General features: G+C 68.0%; 8 protein-coding genes. 1 reads left to right on the top strand and 7 read right to left on the bottom strand.

Annotation, left to right across the window (positions count from 1 at the left end; all coding sequences use genetic code 11):
* Nucleotides 1–76 precede the first annotated feature (76 nt).
* From HCR68_RS02875 to HCR68_RS02855, 5 genes are all read right to left on the bottom strand, one after another.
* Nucleotides 77–373: a transposase gene (locus tag HCR68_RS02875; RefSeq protein WP_167145991.1), complete on the bottom strand. Its 297-nt coding sequence runs from the start codon at nt 371–373 to the stop codon at nt 77–79.
* 85 nt (nt 374–458) lie between these two features.
* Entirely contained in the window at nt 459–1,424 is a 966-nt protein-coding gene (locus tag HCR68_RS02870; RefSeq protein ID WP_243858889.1) for a dihydrodipicolinate synthase family protein, read from the bottom strand.
* Nucleotides 1,425–1,445: 21 nt separating this feature from the next.
* A complete protein-coding gene (locus HCR68_RS02865) occupies nt 1,446–2,210 on the bottom strand; it encodes a hypothetical protein (RefSeq protein WP_167145989.1) in 765 nt (254 codons plus the stop codon).
* Nucleotides 2,207–2,914 carry a SatD family protein gene (locus tag HCR68_RS02860; RefSeq protein WP_167145988.1) on the bottom strand — a complete coding sequence of 236 codons (708 nt, stop codon included), beginning with the start codon at nt 2,912–2,914 and terminating at the stop codon, nt 2,207–2,209. Before HCR68_RS02860 ends, HCR68_RS02865 begins: the two co-directional genes overlap by 4 nt.
* A 134-nt stretch (nt 2,915–3,048) precedes the next feature.
* Entirely contained in the window at nt 3,049–3,696 is a 648-nt protein-coding gene (locus HCR68_RS02855) for a thymidine kinase (protein WP_167145986.1), read from the bottom strand.
* Nucleotides 3,697–3,832: 136 nt separating this feature from the next.
* On the opposite strand from HCR68_RS02855, the gene HCR68_RS02850 reads away from it, so the two are divergent.
* Nucleotides 3,833–4,576, top strand: a complete 744-nt coding sequence (locus tag HCR68_RS02850) for a phosphatase PAP2 family protein (RefSeq protein WP_167145984.1) — start codon at nt 3,833–3,835, stop codon at nt 4,574–4,576.
* Here HCR68_RS02850 and HCR68_RS02845 read toward each other — a convergent pair.
* Both HCR68_RS02845 and HCR68_RS02840 read right to left on the bottom strand, forming a co-directional pair.
* Nucleotides 4,541–6,241, bottom strand: a complete 1,701-nt coding sequence (locus tag HCR68_RS02845; protein ID WP_167145982.1) for a DNA polymerase Y family protein — start codon at nt 6,239–6,241, stop codon at nt 4,541–4,543. The two genes, HCR68_RS02850 and HCR68_RS02845, sit on opposite strands and share 36 nt — an antisense overlap.
* The gene (locus HCR68_RS02840; protein ID WP_167145981.1) at nt 6,238–7,107 is read right to left on the bottom strand and encodes a hypothetical protein; all 870 of its coding nucleotides are present in this window, start codon (nt 7,105–7,107) and stop codon (nt 6,238–6,240) included. Before HCR68_RS02840 ends, HCR68_RS02845 begins: the two co-directional genes overlap by 4 nt.
* Nucleotides 7,108–7,333: the final 226 nt, after the last annotated feature.

The raw sequence follows: 7,333 nt of genomic DNA, 5'->3' as shown, positions 1-7,333 counted from the left end.
AAGCCATCATCCGCACAACGACTTCGAGGGGCCACAACCCTCATCATCTACGCAACACCATCCAGAAGCTACAGAACTACACCCACAGCTCCCTTCCGTTCAGGACACACGAAGGCCGCCGCTTTTTCAGGAACTCGTTCTCCTGACGCAGCTCCCTGTTTTCCGCTCTCAGCTTCGCGATCTCGGCTGACTCGGAGGCTTTCTTGCGGTCCTGATCGGTAGCATGATCTTTTCTGTACTTTGCGACCCAGTTACCCACCGTCTGGGCCACAAGATCATACGAGGCGGCTACCGAGGCGATCGTGCGGTCCTTCTCAATGACCTCACGCACGACCTGGGCCTTGAACTCCTCTGAGTATTTCGCTGCTGGCATGGTCTCCATCCTATCGACTCACGGGAAGAAAAACTCCCCCTGTCCGAGAAACACCACGCACTCCAATCCAGGGTCCTTACGACACTCAAGCAAGACCGAGCTCAGTCACCACATCGATAACGCGTTCGCGCTGAGGGCCAGTCAGGCCCCGGATCGGCAATGGCAGGCAGGATGGCGGAACCAGACCGAGATGCTCGGCGATCACCGCGGTCACACGCAGGCTCCCACCGAGCTCAGTGAACAGGTCCCACAGCGGCGCGAGCCGCTGTGATTCCGCAGCAGCCTCCCACACCCGGCCCGCCTGGGAGGCCCGGGTGATCGAGAGCGCAGGGACCGGGAGAGTGCCTCCAATCACCGAGTACCAGGCGTCGCAGCCGGCGTTCAGGCCGGTAGCTGCGAGTGCGTCACCAGACACGCCGATGGTGACGTGCCCGGGAATCGCGGCCCGAATCGTCGCGACATACTCGCGCGCCGCGGTCGGGTCGACGGGGACACCGGGGATCTTGATCGATGCAACGCCGGGAATCTCAGCGATACGTGCGTACAGCTCCGTAGTGAATGTGAAATGCGTGGTACCGGGGTTGTCGTAGACGATGACCGGAAGGTCGGTGTGATCGGCGACAGTGCGGAACAGCCCGAGCACGTCGTCGTCAGTGAGAGGCTGGTAGGTCATCGGGGCCAGCAGGATTCCGGCCGCACCGGCCTCCTGCGCGCTGTCCACATGGGCGAGAACACGCGAGGTACGAAGGTCACCGACCCCGATGAACACCGGCGTCGGTCCGGCATGCTCGACGGCGAGGCGAGCCACCCGGGCGCGCTCGGTCGGCGTGAGGTACGCATAAGAACCAGTCGAGCCGAGGGCGGTGATGGAGTCCACCCCGGCCGCAGTCAGCCGCTCGACGAGCCCCACGAAGGCGCGCTCATCGACGACGTCGTCGCGAAGCGGCGTAAGGGGGAAGGCGCTGAGCCCGGCGAAGCGCTTCCCCTGATCAACGGGTACGTCAAGGAAGTCGTTCGAGCTCATTGGCGGGTTATTCGTCGAAGTCACCATGTACACAGCCTCTTCCACGACTCAGGCGAGATGAACGGCGACAGCACCGAGAACGGCCAGGATCCATGAGGCGAAGGAGCCGATGAGGAACTCCTCCGCCTTTTGCCCTCCCTCATCCTTACTGATCTCAGGGAATCGGATGACGCCTTTGGCGGCAACGATCGCAGCGACCGCGGCGGGCGCCTCGACGGAGGCGAGCAGGAGAATGAGAATCCGCTCAAGCGGACCGATCCAACGACCGCCACGCATCGGCGCCTCCGGGTCGCGCAACTCGTCATTCTTCTCAGAAGACTGACGGGCGACAGCAAGAATGTCGGAGACGACTCGATTAGCAGGAGCAGTCAGGAAGATGAATACTCCGACGGCGGCCACCACCTTGGCGGCCCGCGAGCCAAGCGGCTGAGACGCAACGACGCCGACCGCCACGATCAGGAGCAGGACGCCCTCGCGAGCAAGTCGCACACGCCGCACCGCTCGGTCCAGACCACCCTCGAAGCCTCCCCGCCCGGCCTGTCCCTGCCGACGGAACCCCGGTAGCCTTGCCCACCACGCCAGTGGAACAAGGTCCCAGCACAGCCACGCGATGGAGACCAGAACGGCGGCGGCAACACCGCCAGCATGAAGACGAAGAACCACCCACCCCACCAAGACACCAAGGACAGTCGGAACCGAGGCCACTACCAGCAACCCGACTACCGGATACGGCCCCCACAGCCTCCGCCCCGCCCGAGCACGGCCACTGAGCGCGGATGCCGTAGCCAGCAGAAGAACCAGGAGCGCCGTCACGAGACCTCACCTTTTCCGCTTCTCCCGCTCATTCCATCAAGGATCTTCTGGACCTCCAACAAAGAGGATCCGACACCGCGAGCGAAATCAGAGACGGCCTGCTGGCTCACCTTCTCCTGGCGAGCGACCTCAACCTGGGTCTGCCCCATCACAAGTCCTGCCATCATGCGACGCTGACGCGGCTGAAAACGGAACACCGCCTGGTCCCGCAGAATGAGCACGGAATTGACGAAGCCCTCACGCTCACTCCTTTTCTCCCCCGATCCGTTCACCGTGTCCGGGTGGATGCGCAGCCAGGTGCGGATGAAGGACCTCCCCTCATCCTGGAGGGTGTGAGCCCTCTCGATCGCCTCACGTGCGGCCCACCACGCCGAGCCGTCCTGGATGGGGCGCCCGGGACCGCCGTCAGACCCGCCTCCCACCGGGTCACCGACTTCAGAGATTGTTCCGGCTCCGACGCCGAAGCGCAGGCCGATCCCTTCAGGCAGAAGAAGATGCGTACGCAGTGTGAGGGTCAGTGCGTCGGCGAGGGTCGCGGAGACCGCCTGCAGCTCATCACCAACCGTGGCGTACGGACGCTGGATCAGCGCCAGCCCCTCAGCGGCGCGGCCCAGGGTCTCGTAGATGACCTGCTGAGCATGCCTGCGGTCGGGCAGCTCGCGAGAGCGGACGATGTCTGCGATGAGCGCGTAGGAGACGTTCACAGTTTCACGATAACGCTTGTAATGCACCCGCTACAAGGAAGATCTCGGAGCATTACCGACCCACCTCTCCACTCCACCCCTTCTCGACCTGCCTTGTACTCCAGTCAGTACAAGCACGCCCCCGGAGCCTCGGCTCACTGGCCGGAAAGCCTCCCACCGGCGGCGAGGTAGCACTTGCCGCACAGCGACTCATAGGTGACGTCCCCGGAGTCGATGGCCACCTGGTCGCCGTCGAAGACGAAGGACTCCCCCACCTTACGGGCGTTGAAGATGGCCTTGCGCCCGCAGCGGCAGATGGTCTTCAGCTCCTCCAGGGAGTGGGCGATCTCCAGCAGTCTCCGCGATCCGGGAAAGCTGACGGTGCGGAAGTCGGTGCGGATCCCGTAGGCCAGGACGGGAACATCGTCGACCAGCACGATCTCCATGAGCTGGTCCACCTGAAGGGGTGTGAGGAACTGGGCCTCGTCAATGAGCACGCAGTCCAGGACCTCCCGCAGCCGCACCACCCCCTGCGGACCGCCATCCCCGGCAGGGGTGGTCTGAGCGCCGGCCAGGGCCCGTCGATGCACCAGGGTGCGCAGGTCGTCGTCGGCGTCGACGAGGAGGTCGACGCGACGCGACACCCCGAGCCGTGAGACCACCGAGTCCTCACCCTTGGTGTCGACCACCGCCTTGATGAGCAGGACGCGTTGACCGCGCTCCTCGTAGTTGTAGGCGGTCTGAAGCAGTCCCGTGGACTTACCGGAGTTCATGGCGCCGTAGCGGAAGTAGAGCTTGGCCACGCGGGTCCTCCTGGCCTGGGGTGGGCACTCGCGCCGGATGCTACCCGCCAAACGGCGCGGACGCGGGCAACACCACTCAGCCATCCCATGGTCTACGCATAGCCTCACCCCGACTGTCGCCGATAGCCTCGCACTCATGCTCTCACTCGACCACCTGCCCGACACCTGGCGCACCAGGCGTGCCGGCACCCTGGCCGTGACCGCCGTCATCACGCTGTCGGTCTTCTCCTGGCTGGCCCTGACCACGAGCGCCGGAACGGGCCTGGCGCCCCACGACCAGAGTGTCACCACCTGGGCCGTAGACGGGCGCCACCCGACCCTGACCGCCATCATGCAGGTGTTCACCTCCCTGGGCTCCACCACGGGGCTGACGATCCTGACCGCGATCTGCGCCGCCCTTCTCTTCCTGCGGGGACACCAGGTGCGCGCCCTGGTTCTGCCCCTCACGATGGTCGGCTCCAGCCTGCTGACGGTGGGACTCAAGGAGATCTTCGGACGCGCACGCCCTTCCACCGACACCCTCCTGGGCTCACCCGCCCTGACGACGTCCTTCCCCTCAGGGCACTCCTTCAACACAGCCGTCTTCGCCGGTCTATTGGCGGGAATGGTTCTTCTGTCCACTGCGACGACCCTGTACCGGGCGCTGGCGATCATGGCGGCCGCGGGGGCGACCCTGCTGGTGGGGGCCTCTCGCGTCTACCTGGGCTACCACTGGATAACCGACGTCCTGGCCGGCTGGTCCCTGGGGCTGGCCTGGCTGTGCCTGGTGGCGCTGGCGCTTCTGTGGCTGCAGGGACGACGGCGCCCGGCCCGGCTCCCTGCAGACGCATCATCAGATGCACTGTCAGGAGTACACGGCATCGAGCCACCATCGACCTGAGCGCACCAGCAGCCGGGGCGGCCCGACGGCGGTGACCACCTGGAGGTAGGCGCGACGCGAGGGCCCCTGCGGGGTCCACCAGCCCTCATCGACCGGCCAGGGCCCGGCCCACAGGAGCACGGGTTCCGGACTCCCTCCGTCAACGGCAGCATCACCCATGCCATCACCCTCGCCGTCCCCGACGCTCAGGAAGCCGGGGACGCCGTCGAGCTGACCGTGAATGTCGACACCGAGCTCGCGTCCCCGGACATCGGTGAGACGTACGGGAACCGGCCGGGGCAGGACGATCGAGGGCGAGGGCTCGGGCAGGGCGCCGGCCCAGGGAGCCGAGCCGTCACCGGCGGACTCATTCACACGTTCCCCCTCGCCCCAGGGGACCAGATGCACCCGCGAGCGCGGGTCGCGTCCGGGCACGATCCTGGGGACCTGGACGGTGCCGGCTCCGATGAGGGACTCCACGCGCTCGGCGGCGCGGCGTGCACGCGCCTCGGCCTGCTGACCGGGTGCCTGCCACAGTCCTGTCTGGGTGGCTGCGGCGGGGCTCAGCTCGAGGGCCGTCAGGCTCAGGCGGGTCAGTCCGAAGGAGGGAGGGCGCCCGGAGCGTCCGGAGAGCCAGCCCTCGAGCTGCCAGCGCACGCGGTCGGTGAGCTCCGTGGTGGTGGGGGTGGTCTCCAGCATCCAGGTGCGGGCCAGCTCGGTGCCGTCCTCGCACCGGGCCTCGATGGCGAGGCGTCCGACGGCGAGCCCTTCGGACAGGAGACGGGCGGCCAGGGTCTCGGCGAGGCGGCGGGAGGCGAAGGCGGCGGTGTCCGTGCGTTCCACGGGCGGGTCGAGGTCGGAGGTGACGGTGATGTCCTGGGCGGGCCGGGTCATGGCGGGGGCATCGTGGTAGGTGCCGGCGGCCAGGTGGTGGAGCCGCTCCCCCAGGGGGCCGAAGCGGGCGGTGACGTCCTTTCGGGGCAGGCGGGCCAGGTCTGCCAGGGTGCGCAGGCCGAGCCGGGTGAAGGTCTCCAGCAGGGGGTGGGCCTCGCGCCTCAGGCGCCTGAGGGGCAGGCAGGCCAGGAGTGCCTCCAGGGGCCAGGGGGCCAGGAAGTCGGGGGTCCGCCCTGGTTCGACGATGATGCCTCGGCGGGCGGCCAGGACGGCTCCGGACAGGGAGTCGGCGATGCCGATCTGGCACTCGACGTCGGCCTCCTGGGTGACGGACTCAACGAGGGCTGCGGCGAGGGGTTCTTCTCCACCGGCCCAGGCGGCGGGTCCTCCGGCTCCGGACAGGGCCAGTCCGGGGCGGGCCACGATGGGGGCCGCCAGGAGGGAGGTGAGGGCCTCCATGACGGTTTCGAAGGCTCTTGCCTCGCGTTCCTCCTGGGGTGGCAGGACGGTGAGAGCCGGGCACAGGGACCGGGCGGTGCGCAGTCGCATGCCGATGGTGACGCCGGAGCCGCGGGCGGGGGCGGAGGCGGCCAGGACCCCATGAGCGCCGACGACGGCGACGGGTTCGGTGGCGGGGTCCGGCAGGTGAAGGCTGCTGTGGCGCGCTCGGGGGTGGCGGCGCTGCCGACGGGCCTCCAGGGTGAGGGCGACGACGGGCCAGTCTGGTACCCAGATGGCCACGAGTCGGGAGGCGGGCGGGCCGGGCGTCCGGCTTGGTTGCGGCTGGGTCATCCGGTCGCCTCCTGTGGCCTGGGGGTCGTCTGGGCGATGTCGTGGGAGCCGGCCTGCAGGCCCTCGGCGGACAGGGAGAGCGTGGGGACGCCGGTGGTGGCGAGCTGGGGGCGCTGGGGATCGGTCAGTGTCCAGGTGAGGCGTCGCAGGTAGCCGGCCGGCATCTCCACGGCCTGCACCGGGGGGCGAGGGCCCTTTCGCCCGATGGGGATGACGACGCCGTCGGCCGCGGAGTTGGACTCCACCGGGGGCTGTGAGGGGGATGTGTCCACGGTTCCGGTGTCGGAGGGCAGGGGGTCGGCCCGAAGGGTGCGGGCACCCTCCCAGGGGGTGGGAGTCAGGATGAGGTGACCGCGTTCGCGGGCCCGGGCCAGCAGGCGCCTGCGGTGCTGGGGTCGCAGCCGCGCGGCGACGGAAGTGCCGATGAGGATGGCGTCGACGCCGTCGAGCAGAGTGGAGACGACGGTCAGGGCGGAGGCGTCATCGAGGGCCGGGGCCGGAACGGTGAGGACCCGACTGAGGTCGAGGCCGGTCTCAGCGGCGGCGCACCAGCCCAGATCCTCTCCCCCGATGACGGCGCACCAGCCGGCGCCGCCCTGGCGCAGGGCGAGGACGGCCAGGAGAAGGGTGGTGGACCCTTGCAGGCTGAGAGCGCCCGCGTCCTGTGAGGCCGCGAGCGCCATGAGGGACGTCGCCTGTGATGAGTCGGCCGAGGTGCCGATCGGTGTGGAGGAGACGGCGCGCTGCACCTCCAGGGCTGCCGAGTCTCGCAGGCCGGTGCGCTCCTCGGCCAGCTTCAGGGCGAGGCGGGCCCGGGCGAGACGGTCCTGGGCACCTGATGGCGCGCGCCTGGTCACGGCCCTCATGACACCTCCTCTTAAGTCGAACACGCGTTCGATGAATGAGGTTCAGGATAGCGCTCCGGTGTGACATCAATCAGGGCCACCAGTAACAAAGCGGCCTCAAGGCAGTGACAAACCTCTTTGAGCCCTCACTCAGGAAATCCACAGGGACGGGCTTACTGAGGGCCGTCTACAGTGGTGGACGTGCCCTAACGGAAGGTCACCGTCCCATCCACAACCTGCCTGGAGG

Origin of the sequence: Actinomyces sp. ZJ308 (assembly GCF_011752065.1) — a bacterium.
In the GTDB taxonomy this organism is placed as follows: domain Bacteria; phylum Actinomycetota; class Actinomycetes; order Actinomycetales; family Actinomycetaceae; genus Actinomyces.
Note: the sequence above shows the minus strand (reverse complement) of the source record. Positions and strands in the feature narration are given on the sequence as shown.

Excerpts from the sequence above, each read along its gene's own strand:
- HCR68_RS02845 (WP_167145982.1), bottom strand. The coding sequence starts at position 6,241 with ATGACCCAGCCGCAACCAAGCCGGACGCCCGGCCCGCCCGCCTCCCGA.
- HCR68_RS02870 (WP_243858889.1), bottom strand. The coding sequence starts at position 1,424 with ATGGTGACTTCGACGAATAACCCGCCAATGAGCTCGAACGACTTCCTT.
- HCR68_RS02840 (WP_167145981.1), bottom strand. The coding sequence starts at position 7,107 with ATGAGGGCCGTGACCAGGCGCGCGCCATCAGGTGCCCAGGACCGTCTC.
- HCR68_RS02850 (WP_167145984.1), top strand. The coding sequence starts at position 3,833 with ATGCTCTCACTCGACCACCTGCCCGACACCTGGCGCACCAGGCGTGCC.
- HCR68_RS02875 (WP_167145991.1), bottom strand. The coding sequence starts at position 373 with ATGCCAGCAGCGAAATACTCAGAGGAGTTCAAGGCCCAGGTCGTGCGT.